Raw genomic sequence first — 22,702 nt, 5'->3', positions numbered from 1 at the left:
TTTCCATTTGATGAAAAATGATGGATTGATGTAATATTTTTGGAACGATGGTGAGTTAAAAGGCGTAGATAGCTTCAAATGATATCATCGCATCTAATCATCTAACATCTATTTATCTAACATCTAAATATCTCATATCTATTAACTATTCCCTATGAAAAAAAATCTGATTTCTTCCGTTTTGGTGCTGATGGGATTGGCTTTTATGCACCAATCTGTGGCACAATTTACCATTGATGCCCAACTGCGCAACCGCTTTGAAGTGCGTAACGGTTTCTGGCAACTGGCCGCTGAGGGTGACAACTCGCATGTTCACATGTCGCAACGCAGCAGATTGCGGTTTGCCTACCAGTCTGAGAACCTGAAACTGGTGTTCACGCCTCAGGACGTGCGCATCTGGGGCGATGACCAAACTGCAAGCTATGCCGGGTTTTATGGCAGCGATGCCTCGCTCGATTTGTTTGAGGCTTACGCCGAAATTCGTCTGAGTGAGAACGGCTGGCTGTCAGTGGGGCGCCAGAAATTTGCTTACGACAACCTGAGCTTAATTTCAGATATCGACTGGCTGCAAAATCCCCCTACCAACGATGCCATGGTGCTGAAAACACTCGCTGGCGACTGGAACGTACATTTGGCAACTTCATGGAATTCGCTTGATGCGCAGTTGGCAGAGAATCCCTATCCGGTGAACCGTTTTAAGACCTTCAATTTTTTGTGGCTAAACCGCAGGTTTGAAAACATCGGCTTGTCGTTGCTACACGTATTGGCCGGAGTTACCCGCACTCCGGATACCAATAAACTCAATTTTAGAAATACCACAGGTGTTTATGCCGATTATGCCAAAGGTGACCTGAGTCTTAAAGGCAACTTCTATTATCAGTATGGCAAAAATCAGGCGGGCACCGATGTCAGTGCTGTATTGGCAGATGGCGAAATTGCTCTCAAAGTGGGCGATTTGACCCCGGTGGCCGGTTTCAGTTATCTGTCGGGAAACAGCAAGGTGGGGGCAGAGCAAACCACCGACAACTTGTTTGACCCGCTTTACCGCACACGACATGGCTTTTTCGGGTTTCTGGATTACTTCAGGGCGTTTGGCCCTCACACCAGTCAGGGTGGATTGATGAATGTGTACGCCGGCCTTAATTACCGCATCTCAGAAAAAACCAGTTTGCTCTATCGGGCGCATCATTTTCAGTTGGCACAAACCAATGCCAATACACTATCTGATAAAGGGCTTGGCTTTGAGAGCGACCTGGTGGCTCGCTACAGGTTTCAGCCTTGGGCAATGCTCGAAGGAGGATGGTGCTTTATGCTTCCAACCGAAACCCTGAAACAGATCCAAGGCGTTGCAAATGACAAGTTCTCTCACTTCTTTTACCTGCAACTGAACCTTACGCCAAGACTATTTAATTAGATAGTATAGAAATATATCGCTATCCAATGGCATACAAAGGCGCCAAGCACAAAGAAGTGAAAGATGGCATGGTTGTATGGTATGCGCTTGATTTGATAAAGCACAGCACCTGAGGTGTAGAGGAATCCACCGGCCGCCAGCCACAATAGCCCCTGCATTGCCAGGTTTGCTACCAGCGGTTTTATGGCGATGACAATAATCCATCCCATGGCCACATAGCCAATGGTGGAGGCGAGTTTAAATCGCCCGGTAAAAAAGAATTTGAGAATAATGCCGGCCAGTGCTATGCTCCAAACAATGATGAAAACTGCCCAACCCCAAACGCCCTCCATCACCAAAAGAGTGAAGGGCGTGTAGGTTCCTGCTATGGATATATAAATGGCAGCATGGTCAAAAATGTTGAGACGATGGCGCCGGGTTGGTTGTTTGGCGCTGTGATACAGCGTGGAAGCTGTGAATATGGCGATCTGACTGATGCCATAAATCACATAGGCTATCAGATGCAGCGATGTGCCATTGCGCGTGGCGCTATAAATCAAGAGCAGAAGCCCGATACTACTTAGCAGAATGCCTAGCGCATGACTTCTGATGTTGAGCATCTCTTCAACCGGAGAGTAATATTTTATTTGGTAGGGTTTCATTAGCGTGTAATATTGCGAAGCACTAATTTACCGCTTTTTTATTAACCACTACTTTATAGGTAGGGTCTTCCATAATGTTGACTTCAATAATTTTGTCGGCATTTTGGAGGAGCTTATGACAGTCCTGGCTCAGGTGGCGCAGATGGATGGTTTTGACGAGCGATACAATTACCATGGCAATGGCTCCGGTTGCACCGGAAATCATTCCCGGACGACCACCAAAAATGGACGTGATTAAGCCAATGGTAAAGGCTGCATATAAACCGGTGAGGGGTGACAAACCGGCAATGAGTGAAAAAGCTACGGCTTCGGGTACCAGCGCAAGGGCTACGGTTAAGCCAGAGAGAATTTCAGTTCTGTAGTTTATTTGTTGTCGGTAGTCAAAAAAGCTTAGAATCTCCTTCATGGTTTGATGCCGGTTGTGTTAGGTGATAGATTGTAAAATGGGAAAACCCTCAAGAAAAACATCTGTTTTGAAGATTGTTTTTTGAGGGTGCAAAATTAGACAATTTTATCCTTAATTGAAATGGGAGAAAGTAGGAGAGATGTTATTGAGCTTTAAATTCTGTTAAATAGATTGTTTTGTGATTGTCAAAATTCATGAGGCTATTATTTACATCTGCACAACTTTGGTTAAAATGAATCAGATTCTCTGCATTGTCGATTCTACATCAAATGTGTAATCAATGCCTTTTGTAACAGTGTATTTCATGTGAATTTTGTTGTCCATTAAAATACCGTTGCCTACGATTGTGAAGTCATCTGTCTGCTGTTTTATCATTAAAAAATAGGAGTCCAGTGCCACTGCTTCAACTGTTAACCCATTAAATACGCTGAAGTTGAGGAGCATCAACTTGTTTCTGACATAGGACGATTTAATAATCTGAACATCGTACTCAATTGAGAATTGCTCATCAAATACGATGAACTTGTCTACTACCTTGTAAAAACCGACCAGATGATTTCTGATGTCGGCACTTTTGATTTTATCGAAGGTGGCAGGCAGAAGCTTTTCAGTGATGACGCCTGGGAGAAAGTCAAGATAATTTTTCACTTTGGTTACGTTTTGGATTGAAATCAGGTTTGTTGAGTCAAATGTAAGGCACCGAGAATTAAATGTAAATGCTTTTTTTTTGCGTTCGCGATTTAGTCCGTCGTTATTGTGCGATAAATGGTGATAACTAACCGATGAATGGTTATCATTTATGAGCAACTTGCTTGCTGTTTTAACATAAAAGGGGTCTCATTTTCTAATGATTATCTTTTGGATTATAACATTTTGCTCACAAGAGATTCTTATCAGATATGTGCCACTGGAAATGCCGTGCAATGGCATGTTGATTAAAGTGTTGTTGTTGCTAACTGTTTTTGATGCGATTACCTGCCCCTGTATGTTCAGCAGTTCAACATTGTTTATGAGCACATCGGCGTTTGAAAAATCGATATAGAGATTTTCCGAGGCCGGATTGGGAAATATTTTTACCTCAGCGTTCTTCGGAATGTCACCAATGCTAACTTTGGTTAGTCGTTCAACTGCGATATCGAGTAAATATGTTCCGGTTCTGGTGGCGTAAAATGGTTCCACTTTAAAGTAGAGAGTTCCGCCATTGGAAATATTTATTTCAGTATTCATCACATCGTCGTATGTACCGGACCAGTTTTTACTATCCAAAGCGTATGAAAACATTGCATCTAACGAATAGGCATAGCCATAGCCATTGTCGCTGTTATATGAATCGTGTAATCTCGCGCGGACGATGTAATCATTTCCTTGGGGCAGGTGCAATTTATAATAGTCCACATCTCTCTCAGTGTGGATGTTTGAACCATTGGTATTTATTTGGGCGTGGTTATCTGAAAAGGCCAAAGGTAAGTGGTAGGCCTCTTCAGCAGTGTTGTTTTCTTCATACACATCTGGTTGCGCCGACTGGGCTCTTACGATGACATAGACCGGATTTGGGTAGTATGAACTCCCGGCGTAGTACCATTCATTTGTCCCTCTTGTTTGGTAGGCCAGTTCAAGTAGATAAGTCCCCGGCTCTACGGTAATGGTGCCGGTGAAATTTACCCCTCCTATGTAATGATGGTTTGGAGGCAGATTGTTAAGGGTGTTTCTAACTTGGATATTTTGTGCTAAATCACCATTGAGTTTAGAAAGGCTTATGCGAAAGTTTTCATCCAACATAACATTTCCGGTGTTTAGGATATCCACATTGATGGTTGCTGTTTCTCCTTGCACCAGCTCTCCTTGAGAAATTGTAAATGCCGAATAGGTTTCAATGGTTGCCGAATACTCTATCTGGAATTGCAAAAGGTTCCGGTAGTTGCCATTTTTAACAGCCGTCCAGTTGCCACTCTCAACACGGTAAAACAAAGCCAGATAGTAGGTGCCTGATACCAACCGTGGCGAATTATCATGACTAAACGTTAATGTTTGGTAGTATCCTCCTGTTAAATTGAGTTCCTTTATACCGAGGAAGGTCAGGAATTTTTTGTCAGCGTCATATACTGCTGCACCAATTTCTCCTGTAAAGTCTGCCGAGCCCCAATTGCCAACAGCCACAGTGACATCAAAGGGCTTTCGGAACCAGATTGTTTGGCTAGCCATGTTGATGTTGGAGTACAATCGTATATCGTAACTCTCTGTTAAACTTAATGGAGAGGAGGGTTCAATGCCAATAACTGCCATCTGTTTACTGCTGAAGTCGTCTTTTCCTGTACCCACCCCTTCAGGATTCAGGGCGTTGACGTAAAAGTATCCATTAAAGGCGCCATCCCATCCCCAATTGAAGTGAAAGAAATTGTTGCTGTCATATCCATCACACACAAAGGCATGGCCTGAGCCTGTACCAAAACCGGAGTACAATACAGGTCGGCCTTCATTAAGTTCGTTTTTTAGTAAGGTGTTCCAGTGTTCCTGCGAATAGTTTATTCGCTGTATGCCTTTGAGTGAATTTTTGTAACCAAAATAGGATTTAAACGCATACTCTGCGCAGTTCTCTGAAGCACTGTAGTCTGAGATTACAAATGCACCACTGCTTTTAGGTCCATAGTTCATGTTTACACTTACGCCGCAATGATACATTAAAGTGGCAACAGCGCTGTTTGGTGCGTTTACTATGTCGGGCATCGCAGTCCAGTCGTAGTTTGTGTCTCCAAAAAATGCTGAGAGTGTGCCATAAACGTGGTGATTGTAAGAATGGAATCCGAATCCTGTGGCCGGAAAGTTCCAGTATTTCATGATTTGAGCCATTGCAGTGGCAACGCAGCCTGCTACAGCAACATCAGGACACAAATCGTTGTAATAAGGATGCTGCCCCCATTGGGTTTTAACAAGCGGTGCTACATATTCCAAATTCGCAGAACGGGCGCTCAGGCCATTTTGATAAGCTGTCCATTCCGATTGTATCGATTTTGTGGCTTTAATTCCATGGGTAATGATGTGTTGAACTTGTTTCTTATACGCTTCCAGCCATTTTTTTACATTGTCGGGCATGTTATCAGGGTCAAAAGTGCCTTCGTCTGAGTAGGCCAGTATGGGTGTCACATTGTCGTCGCCGGCAACAATCACAAATCCAGGTGCGCTGGTGTTAAATACATAAAAAAGAGTGATTTCAGATGATGTTGATTTTAATTGTCCGCTGGTTGACACTGCTTTAAAAACAAGCTCAAGATCCCGGGAGTTCTTCAGAATGTCAGAATTGCTTGTTGTGGTAATGAAGTTTATACCAACTATTTTAGCAGTGGTTTCGCTTATTTGTTCCGCAAAGCCCGAGAGGTTTATGAGAAATAGGAACAGCAGGGAGAGGGTAGAGTGTTTCATGGTTTTGGAAGTAATATGTTGGTATTTAGCATAACTACGACACAGTTAATAATGCTAAGTTACGGTAACCATGAAACAGTAAAAATGGACAAATATGCCGCTGCATGCTGGGTGGTAAAGGCAGCAGGATGAATGGTGAAATTAGGCTGTTTATCGGAAATTTAAGGGCCGGGTGGTGGGGACTGGTAAGGTGCGGGTTATTGCTCTTTCAGAAATTGAATCTTGAAATCGCGCAAGCGTTGTCTTGAGATTGGCAGCGTTGTTTTCTCTCCGTTTTTAACGAGAATGCACTCGCGCGATTTTGTCTCAATTTCAAAAAGGTAATCCAGATTGATGATGATGTTTCGGTCTATCTGGAAGAATCGGTTTTCGGGCAGGAGGTCTGCCACATATTTCAAGGCAAAACAGGCGGGAATAGGTTCGTTGGTATCCTTGGTGTAATGAATATAGATTCGTCCGGAGGCATTGCCATCTCTACGAACATACAGAATGTCGGATGTATGAACATTTTTATATCCTGTGATGGTAGGAATTAAGATGCGTTTGTTGGTGTTAATGTTATGCAGTATCTCATGTATTTGTTGCGTCAAGGCGTTGTTGTTTGTGGCTTGCCGACTTAAATTGAAACGCCTCATGGCCGCATCCAGTTCATTTGACGACACCGGTTTTAACAGATAGTCGAGAGCGCCTGAGCGCAACGCTTCAATGGCGTAATCGTTGTGTCCTGTGGTGAAGATGATAGCCGGAAGATCTACCTGGTTGTTAAGCAGCTCCGTTAGCAAATCAAACCCCGACTTTCCGGGCATTTCCACATCTAAAAAGATAAGATCAGGTGCGTGCTGCTTTATTTTATCGAAGGCTTCTGTGGCATTGGAAGCTTCGTCCAATACGCAAATCTCATTATTGTATTGCAGCAGTTGACGGAGGTGGGTTATGGCATGTTGATGGTCATCTACAATGATGGTTTTAATTACAGGACGCATATTGAGTCAGATTATGTTGTTGGCTTAGTTCAGTTCATAGCTGAATTGCAATGGAACAGATAATTGAACCAAAGTGCCAGGTTCCTGTCCGTTTGTGAGTGCCGCTTTGTTGGCTATGTGCAACGAAATTTTGCTTTTGTTGTATCGGTTATAGAGTTCAATCATCTCTTGCTGGATTTTTAGTCCCGACCCGGTGCCCGGCGCTCTTCTGTTGGTGTTGTCCGGAATAAAACCTTCTCCATTGTCCTCAATAAGTATGTTGATTTTCTCTTCATTTTTAATAAGGCAGATGTTGATGGTGCCACTTTTGTTTTGTGGCATCAGCCCATGTTTAAGTGCATTTTCAACATGTGTCTGGATGCTCATGGGCAAAATTTGACTCTGCATGTCAATGGTCTTATCTACTTTAATGTCATAGAAAAATTGGGTTCGTTCAAGCAGTAATTCCAATTCCAGATAGTTGCGTACAAAAGCAACTTCTTCCTCCAACGTTATGGCATGTTTTCCTGAATTTTCAATGGTGTAGCGTATTAGTTTGGAGATATGGTCAATACATTTTTGGGCTTCCTTGTTTTTGTTTTTGCTTATCAGATGCAGCAAACTATTGAGCGCATTAAAAATGAAATGGGGCGAAATGCACGACTGTATGTTTTTTAGTTTATAGGAGGCAATGATCTTCTCCATTTCGGCCAGCAGCTGATTTTTTTCTTTTTCACGCCTGCTTTTTTGAATGTACAGTATAAATCCCAATATCATCAGCAGAGCTGTTGCGCCTATAATAAGGAGTGCCAGACGCATTTTGTACTGGTTTATCTCTAAATTATAAAGTTGGATGCGGTAGTTCTGGTCGTCAATGGTCTTCTCTTTTTCCAGCAGGCGGAGCTGCCTTTCAAGCGTTGCAATGTTCCAGCGTATCTCTTTGTCGGCAATCAACTCTTTTTGACGGGCGTAGTTTTCGAAGGCCAGCAGTGCGCTTTTTTCGTCGCCGAGGTGTTTGTGCAGGTCGTAAGCCCTTTTGTAGTGTCTTAATAAAGCTTCAGCACTTAGCTCATTGCTGTCAAGAAGTAGCTCCGATTGTACCAGGTAGTCACGTCCTTTTTTTATCTCCCCAGATCTAAAAAAAGCTCCGCTCATAATGCTGAGGGTGTAAAATTCTCCAATGGCGTTTTCTGTCTCTCTGAACATAACGAGCGCTTCGGTCAGTAGAGGCAGGGCTTTGTCATAATTTCCGTTCTCATATTCTATTTCTCCTATGTTGGCAATTGCCAGCGCTTTGTAATAAGGGAGTTGGTGTGCTTCAGATAGCTCCAGTGCCTGTGTGTAGTAATGCAGTGCGCTGTCGGGGCGCGAAGCCGAATAGTGTGCGTACCCCATGTTGGTGTACCACTCAATAATGTATCCCGGGTACGCCACATCCGGGTGATATGCTTTGGCTTTTTGCAAATAGCTGATGGCCAAATCAAAATCCTGAACTTCGGTCAGCAGTTGTGCCATCCAGTTTAACATAGTTTGCTTCAAATCGTTATTCTTCAGGCTGTCGCAAAGGTGCGATGCATCGGTAAACATGGTAAATGCTTCATAAAGATTGCCCTGTAGCTTTTTCACCTGTCCCAGATTCATGATGGCCAGCAGGTGCTGATCGTGCAAGGCATACTCTATTGCGATGGGAATGATGGCATTATAGCAGGAGTCGGCTTTGGTTATCAGCCCTGAATTGTTGGCGATAACGCCGCTATGCATGAGTATGTTGCATTTTAGGGTTGCCCGCTCGTGCAGATCCGAAACCGAATCCAGAAGAAGCTCTGCGCGTGCCACCGATTGTCGGCTTAGATCGTTGTTGCCTTTAAAGAAGTGAGCTACTCCTTCCAATGAATAGGCTCTTGCCCTGAGATTGTAATTGTTGGTTTGTTTTGATTCCTGAACAGTGGCATCCAGATAGTGTAGCGCTGAATCTAAGTTTATTCTAATCCAGTGTGATGCTTTTTCGAAATTGTGTGACGCTGTATTTTCGGCTACGGCATAAATGCCGCATCCAAAAGTCAGCATTAGAAGAAGAGAGGTGATTTTCAGGTTACGATTATACATGGGTGTATGGGTTACAGTATCTGATGTTGGTATCTGATGCTTATGTGCAATTAAAGAAGAAAATTGTTAAACATGCAAATATTGTTTATAAACTATGGAAATGTTTTGATGAATCTGATTAGCAATGTGTAGAGAGGTTTCAATGTGCAATTTTCTGTAAGAAGTAGCCGTTCCATACTTGCCTGTTTTTTGTCGAATGATTATATTGAAAACGTGAGTGTGATTAAAATATAGTCAAAAGATGATTTCTGAAACTACTTTTCAGCCTGATAACCGGCAGATTGTGCACATGGATTTGGACACGTTTTTCGTGTCGGTGGAGCGGCTGCAAAACAGTTCGCTCAATGGTAAGCCGGTTATTATCGGGGGCTTGTCCGACAGGGGCGTGGTGGCCGGATGCAGTTACGAGGCGCGCACCTTTGGCGTGCATTCGGCCATGCCCATGCGGATGGCCCGGCAGTTGTGTCCTCAGGCGGTTTATATCCGTGGCGACATGGATGCTTACAGCCGTTACTCGCGTGTGGTGACCGACATCATAGCCGAAAAGGTGCCGGTTTACGAGAAGGCTTCCATCGATGAGCACTATCTGGACCTTACGGGGATGGATAGATACTTTGGCTGTTACAAGTTTAGCCACGAATTGCGCCAGACCATTGTCCGCGAGACGGGTCTGCCCATCTCATTTGGCCTCTCGGTGAATAAAACAGTGTCGAAGATTGCCACCGGTGAGGCCAAACGCGGCCCCCAGCGCGAATTGTATGTGGAGGCCAACCGGGTGCGTCCGTTTTTAAACCCGCTCTCCATCAGTCGAATTCCGATGCTGGGGCCTAAGACCTTCCGTTTGCTGCGTTCCATGGGTATCGAAAAGATTGAGACGCTGAGCCTGGTGCCGCCCGAGATGATGGAGCGCGTGCTTGGCAAAAACGGCATCGACCTGTGGCGAAAAGCCAACGGCATAGACCTCACGCCCGTGGAGCGCTATCACGAGCGCAAATCCATCGGCTCGGAGCAAACCTTTGAGACCGATACCACCGACATGCGCTTTCTTAATGAGTGGGTGGTGCGCATCACCGAGCGGCTGGCCTTTGAACTGCGGTGCCGCCACAAACTTACGGCCTGCATCACCGTGAAAATCCGCTATGCCGATTTTGATACGCACACCATACAGAAACGGATTCCCTACACCTCGTTCGACCATGTGCTCATCCGCGAGGCCAAAGAGCTGTTGCAGCGGCTCTACAAGCGGCGTGTGCTGGTGCGACTGCTGGGTGTGCGGTTCACGCATCTGGTGTCGGGCAGTCAGCAGCTCAATCTGTTTGAGGATACGCCCGAGCAGGTAAACCTTTATCTGGCCATGGACCGCATTCGAAAACGGTTTGGGAAAGAGGCCGTGGGCAGGGCGGCAGGGTTTTATTAGATGTTTGGAGATGGGGAACTGATGAGTTGGTGAACTGATGAGTTGATGAGTTGGTGAACTGGGGAGTTGATGAACTGATGAATTGATGAGTTGGGGAGACTGCAATCGCCACATGTTATCTTATAATCTTTCCTTATCTAATCTATCTTTCTAATATCTATTAGTCTGATTATCTGCAAAAAAATGTTTTTAAACTGCCATACCTATCACAGCCTGCGTTACGGGGTTTTGTCGCCCGAGGAGCTGGTTAAGCGTGCTGCTGCGCTTAAGCTCGATGTGTTGGTGCTTACCGATGTGAACAGCACCTCAGGGGTGTTTGATTTTGTAAAGGCTTGTGGTGTGGCTGGTATTACGCCGTTGATTGGCATTGAGTTCAGAGAGGGCGGTCGCTTGCTCTATACCGGCATTGCCCGCAATTTTGTTGGCTTTGGCGAGTTGAACCGCTTCTTGTCGCACCATCGCTTGTCGGAAACGCCGCTGCCGGCTGTGGCGCCACTGTTCAGCAACGCGTATGTGGTTTACCCTTTCGAGGGGTTTGTGCCACCAGTGCTGGCCGACAACGCCTATGTGGGCATTCGTCATTTTCAGCTTAACCGGCTTCTCACATCGCCATTATCCGGTCAGATGCACAAGCTGGTGGTGTGGCAACCGGTGGTGTTTGCCAGTCGTGCCGGTTTTGATGTGCACCGCCACATGCGGGCCGTTGATGGCAACACGCTTTTGAGCCGTCTTACAGCTGCCGATACGGCGTCGGAGTACGACTGGCCGGTGGCACCCGAGCGGCTCAAAACGGCCTTCGACAGTTACCCCATGATTTGGGCCAACACAGAGGCTTTACTCAAGAGTTGTTCTTTTGAGTTCAATTTTAAATCGGTAAAGAACAAACAAAGCTACACCGGAAGCCGCGCCGACGACCAAAAGCTGCTGGAACAACTGGCTTTGGACGGCATGGTGTTGCGTTACGGCAATGCCAACGCCGAAGCCCGTCAACGGGTGCAGAAAGAGTTGGACATTATAAACAGTCTTGGCTTTGCAGCCTATTTTCTCATCACCTGGGACATCATCCGCTACTCCTTGTCGCGCGGCTTCTATCATGTGGGGCGGGGGAGTGGTGCCAACAGCGTGGTGGCCTACTGCCTTAAAATTACCGACGTTGACCCCATCGAACTGAACCTCTATTTTGAACGGTTCCTCAACCCCAAACGCACCTCGCCACCCGATTTTGACATCGACTACTCGTGGCGCGAGCGCGAAGAGGTGCAGCAATACATTTTTAAGCGTTATGGTCGGGAGCGGGTGGCGTTGCTAGGTGCCATCTCTACTTTTCAGGAGCGCTCTACCATCCGCGAACTGGGCAAGGTGTATGGTTTACCGGTGGAGGATATTGAGCGCATGGCGCAGCCGGGATTCAACCCTGCGGGCGAAACCATTGCTGAGAAGATTTTTGGCGTGGCTGCGCACATCGCCGATTTCCCCAACCTGCGCACCATTCATGCCGGTGGCATTCTGGTGTCGGAGGCGCCCATTACCGATTTTACGGTGCTTGAACTGCCGCCCAAAGGGTTGCCCACCACTCAGTTTGACATGTACACGGCCGAGGACATCGGCTTTGAGAAGCTCGACATCCTCTCGCAACGGGGCATCGGTCACATAAAGGAGTGTGCCGAAATAGTGCTGGTCAACCGTGGCGTGAAGGTGGATGTGCACCAGGTGGAACTGTTTAAGAAGGATGAGCGTGTGCGCGACCTTTTGCGACGTGGCGAAACCAATGGCTGTTTCTATATCGAGAGTCCGGCCACGCGGGGTTTGCTGCGTAAGTTGCGTTGTGATGATTACCTCACGCTGGTGGCTGCCAGTTCCATTATCCGTCCCGGAGTGTCGAGTTCGGGCATGATGCGCGAATATATCTACCGTTTTCACCATCCCGACAGTTTTCAGTACTTGCATCCGGTAATGGAGGAGCAGCTGAAGGAGACTTACGGCGTGATGGTGTATCAGGAGGATGTGATTAAAGTGTGCCACCATTTTGCCGGTCTGGATTTGGCCGATGCCGATGTGTTGCGCCGCGCCATGAGTGGCAAGTACCGCTCCCGCACCGAGTTTGAGCGCATTGTGGAGCGTTTTTTTGCCAACTGTCGTGAGCGAGGTTATCCCGATGCGTTGGCCAATGAGGTGTGGCGGCAGATAGAGTCGTTTGCCAGCTACTCTTTTTCAAAGGCTCACTCGGCATCCTATGCCGTGGAGAGTTTCCAGAGCCTCTACCTGAAGGCGCATTATCCGTTGGAGTTTATGGTGGCGGTAATCAATAACTTTGGCGGGTTTTATGCCACATGGGTTTATGTGCACGAGGCCCGGCGGTGGGGCGCTGCCATTCATGTGCCTTGCATCAACCGCAGCAGCTATGCCACCAGCATCCGCGATAAGGAGATCTATCTGGGACTGGTGCATGTGCGCGACTTGGAACAGCAACTTGCTCAACGCATCCTTGATGAGCGTGCAGCGCATGGCGATTACCGTAGTCTCGAAGATTTTATGGAGCGCACCGCCATTGGGCGTGAACAGGTGGTGTTGCTTATTCGGTTGGGGGCGTTGCGTTTCACCGGTAAGCGTAAGCCGGAGCTGCTGTGGGAGGCGCACCTGTTTCTTACGCGCGACAAAGTTAAGCAGCCCATGCCCAAACTGTTTGCAGCCCGCACTGCCCGCTACAGGTTGCCACAGTTGGTGCAGCAGCCCATCGAAGATGCCTACGACGAGATTGAACTGCTTGGATTTCCCGTGGGATGCAGCTTTTTCGACCTGTTACAGACGCAGTTTCGGGGCGAAATCTTGTCGCGCGACCTGCTGCCCAATGTGGGGCGTCGGGTGCGCATGGTGGGGCAGCTGGTGACCATCAAGTACGTGCGCACCGTGAAAAAGCAACTGATGCATTTTGCCACCTTTCTTGATAACGAAGGGCAGTTTTTTGATACCACGCATTTTCCACAGGTGCTTAAGGCGTACCCGTTTCGTGGCAATGGCGTTTATCTGATACTTGGGCGTGTGGTGAGCGAGTTCGGTTTCCCATCCGTTGAAGTTGAAAAGATGGCCATACTTCCCCTAAAACCCGACCCACGCGGCACCTGATGAAAACAGAAATGGCAGAAAGCCGTTGCTCTCTGCCATCTCAATCCTATGAAACCTAGACTATAGACTATCTTCTCGATTTAGAAATTTTTTCTGTGGTAACAGCACCATTGTCATAAGTGGTTTTTACAATGTAAATACCTGCTGGTAGCATGTTCCAGTCTCCACCCATATTCACACCACTGATGTTGTAGTACTCAACTTTGCTTACGTTGGCGTTGAATGTTGGGGCAACTACAGAAACTGCAGAAGGATCTTCTACAATAATGTGATAAAGGTTTACTCCACTACTTGGTGACCAAATGTATATTGTAGTTGGACTTTCCTCAGTATATGAAATAGTTGTGAAAGCAACGTTGGCTCCAGGTGCCGAAACCGTTCCTAAGATATTTGTGTTACTTCCAGCTGCAACATTAAGAATGCGATCTGTACCACCGGAGGAGGATTGAGCCATAATCGTTATGTCTGCTGGTCCGTCTACTTCAAAAGTGACTACACGAGCTGTTGGTACTCCACTTGAAAAACTTCCAGCTCCACCAAATTTTAGGCGATGTGTGTAAGCATATTCTACTTCTTTATAAGTTATAGACTTGCTGTTCATGTCTATAGCTACATTGTTGTTTGAGTAAATGGTAAGTCCGTCATGGGTTTCTGTAGTGGCAAAAAATGTCTCATTTTCAATGGTGCCAAACATTTCACTGATATTCCAACTTGTTTGCGCATTCATCACACCCGCAAACGCAATCCCTGCTAATAACATGTAGAGTTTTTTCATGACATTATAATTTTAAGTTAGTAAATAATAACAGCGTGATTTAAAAATGTTGTATAACTCAAAATTAAGTTAAAAGGCTCTGGGTGGTTGGCCGCAAATCGTCATAAAATGGGGGATAAATTGTTATTCGGGAGGTAATTGTGTTTTTCGTGTTGGTTCTAATGTGCAGATATGTAGTGTTTTGATGTTTTATCTACCTTGTGGTGAATATTTGTGTCTGTTAATTTGTGTTGTGTTTTTGATGGGTTGGTGTTAAAAAATGATTAAGATGCTTGGGGCATAGTAATTGTTTCATGTGGTCAAAATTTCATGCACATCAAAAAAAAAATCATGCACACGAAAAGTTAATTTCATGCGCATGAAGTTGGATGCCAATCCGCATCAGTTTCAACCACCTGTTGGATAGTAAGTGTTATTGCACCACGATTCTTTCCACCGCGTTGCTGTTTTCATTGATAATCTGTATGATATATACTCCCGGATTAATGTTTACAGGCATCGTGATTTGGTTCTGCCCATAATTGGCAGACTCTTTAACCACTGCTCCGTTCATGCTGATTACCCTGATGATGGTGGTACCGATGGTGCCCTCCAGATTGATATGGATGATTCCTGAGGTAACGGGGTTTGGATAGATGCTGACTCCAATCTGTTTTATCTGGTTGATGGTGGTTCCCGGGTTTGGATTGTATTCGTAGGCGCCCATATCCGGTGCCAGCCCAAAGAAGGGCTCCCCGATATCCATCCCGCCATCAATAATAAAAGTACCAGCTACAGGTTTTAGTAGCGGGATGTTGGGCAGAGCGCCATCCCTTTCGCGTGGGCTTTTGGCAAGCATGGTGTTCAGGCTTTCGAACATTGTATTGTTTACTGTTCCATGTTGCCAACTGTTGCGCTGCACCAGTGCGTTGGATGGCGTTTGCGCCAGAACGCGTGAGTCATGGCTCAGGTTGTTGCGAAATACCGGTTGCCCTGTGGCCGGGTTGTTGGGAAACACAAAGTTGCGGTCGTTGCGGTACGCTGTGTTGTGCAGAAAGGTCATTGGCCCGGTATTGTTGTTGTGGTCGTAGCCTTTGCCTTTGTTATCGAATGCCAGGCATCGTGTGACCAGGTGCGGCCCCGGCTGGTAATCGCCTCCCATCTTAAAGCCGTTGCCGCCGCCATCAAATTCGGCTATTACGATGGCCAGTTTTTCTGCATCATCTTTAAAAATCTCTTCAAAAACCGCACGATCACCATTGCCAAACACCCAGCATTTTTCCACGCGTATGGTTTCTGTGGCTCGCCAAAAGTCGAAGCCGTCGTCGGAGTTTTCCCATGAACGGCATCCGTAAAAATGGTTGCCCGGACCAATGTCGTATTTGGCAGCAAACCCGTCGGACATGTTGCCCACACGACCCCTGAAGTTAAAGTTGTGGAAGCTGTCGCAGTTTTTTATCAGGTTATGTGCGGCAGGCGTTTCAAGATGGATGCCGGTGAGGTGGTTGCGATAGGCCACGCACTGTTCCAAGCGGTTGTAGCTGCCATGTATGCGGAAGCCATTACCGCCGGCCATGCGCAGGTGTAGTCCAATCACGTGCCAATAGCTGGCATCGATACGGAGACCATCATTTCCGGCCTGCTCCGGCTGTGCAGAGAAATCCAGCGTGGGCACTTCTCCGGGGTAGGCAATCACCGTAACCGGATTTGCGGCTGTGCCGTTTCTTGCTGTGCCGATGGTTATTTTGGAGGCATGATGGTACACACCGCCACGCATAATGAACACATCGCCCGGCTGTGCTATGGTTGCTGCCCTGGTTAACGACGCAAACGGCTCTGCCATGGTACCGGGATTGTTGTTGTTGCCATCGGGGGCAATGTAAAAGGTACGTAAACCGGCTGGCGGCTCCTGATAACTGATGTTTAATGTTGAGGCATCAACAATGATTGGTGTCACAGGTTCGTTGTCATCGCCATCGCCGGCTGAGATTTCATAGAGGTTTATGCCACCGCTGGCAGAGTAAACCAAGATGGTCGTTGCGCCACCCACGTATTCAAATGTTTCTGTATTGATGGTGCCTTCCGGTGCATCAATGGTATGGATAATGTTGGTGTTATTCCCGGCAGCCACATTAAGCGTACGTGCCGAGCCATTGCTCATGGTTGCAATTTTGATGGATGTGTTGCCATCTACCTGAAATGCCAGTACACGGGCTGTTGGTGTTTCTGCATCGACAAACTGGCCGCCCCCATTGAGTTTTAGTCGCCGGCTGTAGATGCCGATGGAATGGTTTTCAAAATTGACACCGTGGGTGTCGGATGCATAAATGGTTAATCCATTAATTGTTAGCGGACTCGAAACTGCTCCCAGGTGATTGTAGCTGCCATCGCTGAAATTCCATGATTGGCTTCGCAGTTGCGCAAATGAGATGAGACTTAGAATGATGAGCAGGTAGATTTTCTTCATATTCAGGCTTTTTATATGGCTGTTGTGTATTATCAAAATTAACCATCTAAAAATAATCACCACCGAAACGTTTGGTATGTGGTAATCTGTTTGATATAGGGTGACGGTTTATCAATTTGCGATTGATGGCATATATGCATTAATGTTAGGTTGCGAATGACTATTTGCGTCAGATCGGGTTCATATTTTTGTTTACTTTGCGTTTTAATTTTTTTGAGCGATGGAATTAATTACCTGGCTTGACTATATAGGAACCATGGTGTTTGCCATGAGTGGCGTGTTGACGGCAGCCGAGCGGCGTCTCGATTTGTTTGGAGCCATGTTCATAGGTGTGGTAACGGCAATTGGTGGCGGCACCACACGCGATTTGTTACTGGGTGTGACGCCTGTGACCTGGCTCAGCACACCCATTTATCTATACATCATTCTGGCCGGGGTGGTTCTTGCCATGGTGTTTCGCCCTTTGCTTGAGAAATTGCGCCGTACACTTTTCCTGTTTGACACCATTGGTATTGGCGTATTTACCATCATTGGACTGGAAAAGGCATTGAACCTTGGCGTATATCCCGCTGTGGCTGTGATGATGGGGATGACATCGGCCGTTGTAGGGGGCGTCATACGAGACACGCTAACCAATGAAGTGCCGCTGATATTTCACCGTGAAATTTATGCAACGGCCTGTATTGCCGGTGCTCTCGTTTATCTTTTGCTTCGTTGGGTAGGCATTGATGCGGCGCTCAATCAGCTGCTCACGGCCGGTGTAATTATTATCATCCGGTTACTCTCCATCCATTTCAATTGGAGCATGCCCATTTTAAAGCGGGATTGATTTTTTTTAGATGATTAGATGATTAGATGATAGATGGGTAGATGTTAGATAATTAGATGAGAATGAAACAAGGTTTTGTGGTTCTCTTCAGTTGTGCTATTTTGATTTTACCTATCCTTTTATTTCTACAAGCGGAATATCTGTTTTTTTAGATACTGCGACAAACTGGCCTTGATGTCATCCATAAAAAAAGCCTCCCCATTTCTGGAAAGGCTTTTTGAAATTCTATGTCAGAAAATTATCTATTGATTCTTCCGGCAAGTACCCAGGGACTAACCTGTCTGATGCTCTGAATGGCATACTGTCCGCCAGTCTCGCTTTCGATGGCAGCAATGGCACCTGAGATAACGGCAGCTACTTCATCGTCGTCGTCCTCGGTGGCAGCTGCAGCGGCTGGGGCAGCAGGTTTGGCTGCTTTGGGCTCTTCCACAGGCTGGTCCAGTTTGCCTTCCTTACGCAACTGAAAGAACTTTTCAGCTACCTGGGGTAGCAAGGCGTAGGTGAGCACATCTTCTTCCTGAATCATCAGGTCTTTGATTTTCTCCCTTGTTTTTTCCAACTCAGGCTCAATCAAATCGGCCGGACGGCAGGTGATTGCTTCCTCATCGCCAAGAATCTTTTTGGTAAGTTCTTCAGAAATAGGGGCAGGGGTTCTGCCGTATTCACCTTTCACAATACCTTTTGATTCTTTTGGAACCATTTTGTAGCGCTCGCCCATAAGCACATTGAATACGGCTTGCGTACCAACAATCTGGCTCGAAGGTGTTACCAATGGAGGGAAACCAAAGTCTTCGCGCACGCGTGGCACTTCTTTAAGCACCTCTTCGTACTTGTCGAGAGCATTGGCTTGCTTCAACTGCGACACAAGGTTCGAAAGCATACCGCCAGGTACCTGATAAATCAAGGCGTTGGCATCTACACCCAACATTTTGGTATCGAGCAATCCTGATTCAATCCACTTCTCTCTGAACGGCCAGAAATAGTCTGCAATCTCGCTCAGTTTCACCAGGTCGAGACCTGAATCTCTTTCAGTACCTTGAAGCGATGCCACCAAAGGTTCTGTGGCAGGCTGAGAAGTACCAAGGGCAAGGGGCGAGATGGCAGTATCTACCACGTCTACTCCGGCTTCTATGGCTTTCAGATAGGTCATTGAACCTACACCACTCGTATAGTGTGTGTGCAGAACAATGGGTATTTTAACTGTTTCCTTGATGGCTTTGATAAGGTCGTAGGCATCAAACGGTTTTAGCAATCCGGCCATATCCTTGATACAGATTGAGTGTGCACCCATATCCTCAAGGGTTTTTGAGTCTTTCGCAAATTGCTCCAGACTGTGAAACGGGCTGGTAGTATAGCTGATACACGCCTGTGCATGACCACCTTCCTTGATACACGCTTTAATGGCTGTTTCAATGTTGCGGGGGTCGTTCAGTGCATCAAAAATACGGATGATATCCATACCGTTGGCAATGGCTTTCTGCACGAAATATTCCACCACGTCGTCGGCATAATGCTTGTATCCTAATAGGTTCTGGCCTCTGAGAAGCATCTGTAGGGGTGTCTTTTTCGCTTTGTCTTTGATTTTGCGTAAGCGATCCCATGGGTCTTCGTTCAGGAACCTGATACAGGCATCAAATGTAGCACCACCCCACGATTCTAATGAATGGTATCCAATATCGTCAAGTTTCTCTATAATCGGCAGCATGTCCTCAGTGCGCATACGGGTCGCAATGAGCGACTGGTGTGCGTCTCTGAGTACAGTTTCTGTTATCTTAACCCTATTCATATCAGTTTTTAAGTAAGTCTATTCAATTACAATAAGAGTTTCACCAACAGCCATGGTGTTTCCGGCAACTGCGTTGATTTCAGCAATTACACCGTCAGCAGGCGCAGTCAGGTCATTTTCCATTTTCATGGCTTCAAAAACCAGTAGTGCCTGACCTTTGGTTACCTGATCACCCACGTTCACTAACACTTTCATGATACTACCCGGCATTGGTGCAGTCACTTTTTTTCCTCCGGCCGATGGTTTGGATTCCTTGATGTGACTTGGAGATACAGGAGCTTTTAGCTTTGGAGCTGTTTTTAGGGTTTGGTTTACTTTACTGGCTGATGATTTGATTTCTGCCACTTCCACCTCATACTGCTTCTCGTTGACTGTAATCAGATACTTTTTCATAGAACTTATCGTTAAAATGTTTGAAATTTCGAATACTGCAAAATTACTTTAATTCCGTGTAAACAGAGCGATTTTAGAATTTATTAACCACAACTGTCTTGAAACATGTAGCTTTAGTTATTTGGTAGATATTTAGGTACTTAAGTGGTATGCTTTGGTCTGATTCTTGTTATGTGTATCAATATTCTGCTGTAAAGCATAATTTTTCCACTGATTTTTCTGACATATCTCCATATTTAAACCTTTTTAAGCTTGTTTTGATTTTGTTTTTTTAAGACAATTAAAGATTTATTTCTTTATATCGTAATTACCATCCATTTTGTTACCTTTTTTCGGATATATTTCCTTACGTGCATGGCTTGATGTTTTTACTCTTTATTTCTCTTGTTGCAATGAATCAGAATGTTGGTATGTCTTTATTAGCGGAATTTATAAACGTCTCTCTGTTCTTTTTATGTTACATAGCAGTAAAATTGGGATATTGAATGCACTTGCGGTGATTTGTTGAGAGCTACGACTTGATGCTTGATGGATAGGTTGGTAGGGTTTATTAACAATTGTTTAGCAATGTGTTTTCAGTCTTTTCGCAGCTTTGGCACAGTAAACATGCTGTTGTTTTCCTTCTCAAATTTCGGAATTCCTCAAAATTAGGTTTTTAGCGAGAGTCTGTTTGATGTTTGGTGATGCCATTGACATTTGAAATCGGTCTTGCCATTTGAGTTGATTTGCCCTATATTAATTCCATTGTAACTGGAAAAAATAATTTGTTATGGAACGAAGGCAATTCATCAGAAACAGTATGGGTGCACTGGCCTTACTTGGCTGCTTTCCGGCAAATCTGTCGTGTGTAGTGCGCGAAAAAGCACCCGGCAAATTGGAGAAACGTTTGCTGGGCCGCACTGGCTTGAAACTATCTGTAATTGGTTTTGGGGCAATTGTGGTGAGGGATGCTTCGCCTTATGATGCATCAGAAAGGGTGAGTGAGGCCATTGATTATGGGGTTAACTATTTTGATGTGGCTCCTTCGTATGGTGATGCTGAAGTTAAACTCGGACCTGCACTTAAACCTTATCGCAAAGACGTGGTGCTAGGATGCAAAACGACCCAGAGAACTAAAGATGGTGCACGTAAGGAGTTGGAGCAGTCGTTGAAAAACCTGCAGACAGATTATTTTGATTTGTACCAGTTGCATGCTGTATCAACTGCTGACGAGGTCAATCAGATTTTTGCACCTGGTGGTGCCATGGAAGCTTTTCTGGAAGCCAGGGAGCAAGGTTTAATTCGGCATATCGGTTTTTCGGCACATACGGTTGAAGCAGCCATGGTTCTGATGGATAATTTCGAATTTGATACCATCATGTTTCCTGTGTCAGCATCGTCGTGGCATGCCGGAAACTTTGGTCCTCAAGTGCTTCAAAGGGCACATGAAAATCAAATGGGAATTTTTGCTCTTAAAGCGATGGCTAAGGGTCCATGGCCAGAAGGTACAACCGAGCGCCTGCCAAAATGCTGGTATGAGCCATTGTCCGAACCGCAGGATGCATTAACCGGCTTGCGGTTTGCACTTTCGCATCCCATCACACTGGCCATCCCGCCAGGTAACGAAAACCTGTTTAAACTGGCTCTGCAACTGGGTAACCGTCTCGACCCACTAAGTCCAGCCGAAGTGGAAAATTTAAAAATTAAAGCTGCAGGACAAACGCCGCTGTTCAGACTTCAGGTTGTTTGATGCATTAAAGATATACGATTACAACCACCTTGTTACGGCAGTTCAAGTTATAACTACATGCATAATGGAACCGGACTCGATAAGAAGTTCCGGTTTCATTCTTTTATGGGAGACTTATTCATGCATCGCTTATGCGTTAACCTTACATTAACCACAAATCAAGGTGAATACTATTAACTCTTATGAGATTCTTTCATATTTTTACCCTATGATTAAAATCAAAGCCATATTATCCGCACTGCTGACTTTGCTCTTCTCTGTTTCTATTGGAGGGGCTTTTCATTATTGTGGAGGTACCCTGGCGCAATTCAAATTGCTGGCCGGAGATACCTATATTGGCTGCGGAACAGGGGCTTGTGAGCTAACTGGCAATGTGACTTCATCGTTGCAATCTGATTGCTGTAACAATGCGGTGGTCGTAATGAGTGTGGATGACTACCAACCCGCATCAAAACCGGAGGTTAAAGTTGCCGAAATCACGATATTTTACACCCCTTTACACACCCCGCTTCTTTGCGTTCCCAACTCTGAGGGAATCAACTTATACTGTTTTAATCATCCACCTGATAATATTACTTCCGTGGACCTGAGCCGCATTCAGGTCTATCTTAATTGATTTTTCTCTACTTCTTTATTGGGTTTGCTGGCAGACGGGCACAATGTAATGACTGCTTTGTTGGCTTTTACTCTGCATCCGATACTCATTTTGAGCATCTGGATAAAATGTAATTCAAAATCTCAACCACTTGGTTTCTTGGTTGTTTATATTAAGTAAGAGAAAAATCAATGTATTATGAAAACTTTCATTTTTGCTTTAACCATGTTTGCCGGACTGATGATTTCCGGTATAACCGGGTGTGTCAATGCACAAACCGGTTCATCCACTGCCAATGCAGAATTTACCGTAAAGGGATTGTGTGGTATGTGCAAAACACGTATTGAAAATGCCGCCAAATCGGCCGGTGCTACCACTGCGGTTTGGGATGCCAAAGAGCAGAAAATTACAGTGGCTTTTGATTCCAAAAAAACCACCGAAGAGAAAATTCACCAGGCAATTGCCAAAGCGGGTCATGACACATCTAAGTTTCGTGCCGATGACGCAACTTATGAGAAACTTCATGGATGCTGTAAGTATGAGCGCATCCCTAAGGAGTAATTCTTAATGGCAAAGTTCGGCAGCGCATTATGATTCTGCCGGAAATTTTCTTGTACTAATTAGCAGGGAGTAATGCACCACTCCCTGCAATTAAAATTTTCT

The 22,702-nt window shown here is 45.6% G+C and carries 17 protein-coding genes; 7 read left to right on the top strand and 10 right to left on the bottom strand.

Annotated elements, in window-relative coordinates:
* Positions 1-154 precede the first annotated feature (154 nt).
* A complete protein-coding gene (locus ALKIM_RS0101860) occupies positions 155-1,414 on the top strand; it encodes an alginate export family protein (RefSeq protein WP_026473171.1) in 1,260 nt (419 codons plus the stop codon).
* Here ALKIM_RS0101860 and trhA read toward each other — a convergent pair.
* From trhA to ALKIM_RS0101830, 6 genes are all read right to left on the bottom strand, one after another.
* A complete protein-coding gene (gene trhA / locus ALKIM_RS0101855; RefSeq protein WP_026473170.1) occupies positions 1,411-2,055 on the bottom strand; it encodes a PAQR family membrane homeostasis protein TrhA in 645 nt (214 codons plus the stop codon). The genes ALKIM_RS0101860 and trhA overlap by 4 nt on opposite strands.
* Before the next feature lie 22 nt (positions 2,056-2,077).
* Positions 2,078-2,461: a SulP family inorganic anion transporter gene (locus ALKIM_RS0101850; protein ID WP_026473169.1), complete on the bottom strand. Its 384-nt coding sequence runs from the start codon at positions 2,459-2,461 to the stop codon at positions 2,078-2,080.
* Between the two features lie 237 nt (positions 2,462-2,698).
* On the bottom strand, positions 2,699-3,109 hold the full coding sequence (locus ALKIM_RS0101845) for a hypothetical protein (RefSeq protein ID WP_157363717.1): 411 nt from the start codon (positions 3,107-3,109) through the stop codon (positions 2,699-2,701).
* Positions 3,110-3,298: 189 nt separating this feature from the next.
* Positions 3,299-5,878, bottom strand: a complete 2,580-nt coding sequence (locus ALKIM_RS19035; RefSeq protein WP_052345233.1) for a thiol protease/hemagglutinin PrtT — start codon at positions 5,876-5,878, stop codon at positions 3,299-3,301.
* A gap of 197 nt (positions 5,879-6,075) precedes the next feature.
* Positions 6,076-6,861 carry a LytR/AlgR family response regulator transcription factor gene (locus ALKIM_RS0101835; RefSeq protein WP_026473167.1) on the bottom strand — a complete coding sequence of 262 codons (786 nt, stop codon included), beginning with the start codon at positions 6,859-6,861 and terminating at the stop codon, positions 6,076-6,078.
* 24 nt (positions 6,862-6,885) lie between these two features.
* Positions 6,886-8,946: a tetratricopeptide repeat-containing sensor histidine kinase gene (locus ALKIM_RS0101830; protein ID WP_026473166.1), complete on the bottom strand. Its 2,061-nt coding sequence runs from the start codon at positions 8,944-8,946 to the stop codon at positions 6,886-6,888.
* 241 nt (positions 8,947-9,187) lie between these two features.
* Here ALKIM_RS0101830 and dinB point away from each other — a divergent pair, with 241 nt between their 5' ends.
* Together dinB and ALKIM_RS0101815 are read left to right on the top strand one after the other, a co-directional pair.
* Positions 9,188-10,363, top strand: coding sequence for a DNA polymerase IV (gene dinB / locus ALKIM_RS0101820; RefSeq protein ID WP_026473165.1), 1,176 nt, complete (start codon positions 9,188-9,190; stop codon positions 10,361-10,363).
* Between the two features lie 183 nt (positions 10,364-10,546).
* On the top strand, positions 10,547-13,486 hold the full coding sequence (locus ALKIM_RS0101815; RefSeq protein WP_026473164.1) for a DNA polymerase III subunit alpha: 2,940 nt from the start codon (positions 10,547-10,549) through the stop codon (positions 13,484-13,486).
* 67 nt (positions 13,487-13,553) lie between these two features.
* On the opposite strand, the gene ALKIM_RS0101810 is transcribed toward ALKIM_RS0101815, so the two are convergent.
* Together ALKIM_RS0101810 and ALKIM_RS0101805 are read right to left on the bottom strand one after the other, a co-directional pair.
* Entirely contained in the window at positions 13,554-14,261 is a 708-nt protein-coding gene (locus ALKIM_RS0101810) for a hypothetical protein (RefSeq protein WP_026473163.1), read from the bottom strand.
* 412 nt (positions 14,262-14,673) lie between these two features.
* A complete protein-coding gene (locus ALKIM_RS0101805; RefSeq protein ID WP_026473162.1) occupies positions 14,674-16,707 on the bottom strand; it encodes a right-handed parallel beta-helix repeat-containing protein in 2,034 nt (677 codons plus the stop codon).
* 220 nt (positions 16,708-16,927) lie between these two features.
* Here ALKIM_RS0101805 and ALKIM_RS0101800 point away from each other — a divergent pair, with 220 nt between their 5' ends.
* The gene (locus ALKIM_RS0101800; RefSeq protein ID WP_026473161.1) at positions 16,928-17,536 is read left to right on the top strand and encodes a trimeric intracellular cation channel family protein; all 609 of its coding nucleotides are present in this window, start codon (positions 16,928-16,930) and stop codon (positions 17,534-17,536) included.
* Positions 17,537-17,774: 238 nt separating this feature from the next.
* Here ALKIM_RS0101800 and ALKIM_RS0101795 read toward each other — a convergent pair whose 3' ends face one another.
* The gene (locus tag ALKIM_RS0101795) at positions 17,775-19,322 is read right to left on the bottom strand and encodes an oxaloacetate decarboxylase subunit alpha (protein ID WP_026473160.1); all 1,548 of its coding nucleotides are present in this window, start codon (positions 19,320-19,322) and stop codon (positions 17,775-17,777) included.
* Between the two features lie 18 nt (positions 19,323-19,340).
* Positions 19,341-19,715, bottom strand: a complete 375-nt coding sequence (locus tag ALKIM_RS20335) for a biotin/lipoyl-containing protein (protein WP_026473159.1) — start codon at positions 19,713-19,715, stop codon at positions 19,341-19,343.
* A gap of 769 nt (positions 19,716-20,484) precedes the next feature.
* Between ALKIM_RS20335 and ALKIM_RS0101785 the strand changes: the two genes are divergently transcribed.
* The 3 genes from ALKIM_RS0101785 (at position 20,485) to ALKIM_RS0101775 (ending at position 22,600) form a co-directional block, all read left to right on the top strand.
* Complete coding sequence (locus tag ALKIM_RS0101785; RefSeq protein WP_157363715.1) at positions 20,485-21,444, top strand: aldo/keto reductase; 960 nt, start codon at positions 20,485-20,487, stop codon at positions 21,442-21,444.
* A 208-nt stretch (positions 21,445-21,652) separates the two neighbouring features.
* Positions 21,653-22,060 carry an HYC_CC_PP family protein gene (locus tag ALKIM_RS0101780; RefSeq protein WP_026473157.1) on the top strand — a complete coding sequence of 136 codons (408 nt, stop codon included), beginning with the start codon at positions 21,653-21,655 and terminating at the stop codon, positions 22,058-22,060.
* A 177-nt stretch (positions 22,061-22,237) separates the two neighbouring features.
* Positions 22,238-22,600 (top strand): heavy-metal-associated domain-containing protein, encoded by a 363-nt coding sequence (locus ALKIM_RS0101775; RefSeq protein ID WP_218916649.1) that lies wholly within the window; start codon positions 22,238-22,240, stop codon positions 22,598-22,600.
* Positions 22,601-22,702 lie beyond the last annotated feature (102 nt).

The sequence above is a fragment of the Alkaliflexus imshenetskii DSM 15055 genome, from assembly GCF_000517065.1.
In the GTDB taxonomy this organism is placed as follows: domain Bacteria; phylum Bacteroidota; class Bacteroidia; order Bacteroidales; family Marinilabiliaceae; genus Alkaliflexus; species Alkaliflexus imshenetskii.
This window is presented reverse-complemented; position numbering and strand designations above follow the sequence as displayed.